The organism is Streptococcus mitis, from assembly GCF_003942775.1.
Lineage (GTDB): Bacteria > Bacillota > Bacilli > Lactobacillales > Streptococcaceae > Streptococcus > Streptococcus mitis_CN.
Window position 1 is genome coordinate 1 of record NZ_RJNX01000027.1, and the last position, 670, is coordinate 670.

6 tRNA genes are annotated in these 670 nt (G+C 52.4%); all 6 read right to left on the reverse strand.

The features are described 5' to 3' along the window. Nucleotides 1-74: 74 nt before the first annotated feature. Nucleotides 75-148 (reverse strand) — tRNA-Met (locus D8848_RS10695). A 10-nt stretch (nt 149-158) separates the two neighbouring features. Further along, a tRNA-Ser gene (locus tag D8848_RS10700) sits at nt 159-248 on the reverse strand. A 12-nt stretch (nt 249-260) separates the two neighbouring features. Continuing rightward, nucleotides 261-334: transfer RNA gene (locus D8848_RS10705), tRNA-Ile, on the reverse strand. Between the two features lie 13 nt (nt 335-347). Further along, a tRNA-Met gene (locus tag D8848_RS10710) sits at nt 348-421 on the reverse strand. A gap of 5 nt (nt 422-426) precedes the next feature. Beyond that, a tRNA-Pro gene (locus D8848_RS10715) sits at nt 427-500 on the reverse strand. A gap of 15 nt (nt 501-515) precedes the next feature. Continuing rightward, a tRNA-Arg gene (locus D8848_RS10720) sits at nt 516-589 on the reverse strand. Nucleotides 590-670: the final 81 nt, after the last annotated feature.

The following is a 670-nucleotide window of genomic DNA, read 5'->3' on the forward strand; positions in this document are numbered from 1 at the left end:
GCGCGAGACGGAATCGAACCGCCGACACATGGAGCTTCAATCCATTGCTCTACCAACTGAGCTACCGAGCCTTATTGCGGGAGCAGGATTTGAACCTACGACCTTCGGGTTATGAGCCCGACGAGCTACCGAGCTGCTCCATCCCGCGTTAATACAAAAGGAGGATGTGGGATTCGAACCCACGCACGCTTTTACACGCCTGACGGTTTTCAAGACCGTTCCCTTCAGCCGGACTTGGGTAATCCTCCATACTATTCAAATGGACCTTGTAGGACTTGAACCTACGACCACTCGGTTATGAGCCGAGAGCTCTAACCAGCTGAGCTAAAGGTCCAACAAGATCATTATAGCGGCGAAGGGGATCGAACCCCCGACCTCCCGGGTATGAACCGGACGCTCTAGCCAGCTGAGCTACACCGCCATGAATCGGGAAGACAGGATTCGAACCTGCGACACCTTGGTCCCAAACCAAGTACTCTACCAAGCTGAGCTACTTCCCGAGTTAAATAGAAAAATGCACCCTAGAGGAGTCGAACCTCTAACCGCCTGATTCGTAGTCAGGTACTCTATCCAGTTGAGCTAAGGGTGCTCATTATATTATGCCGAGGACCGGAATCGAACCGGTACGATCGTTACCAATCGCAGGATTTTAAGTCCTGTGCGTCTGCCA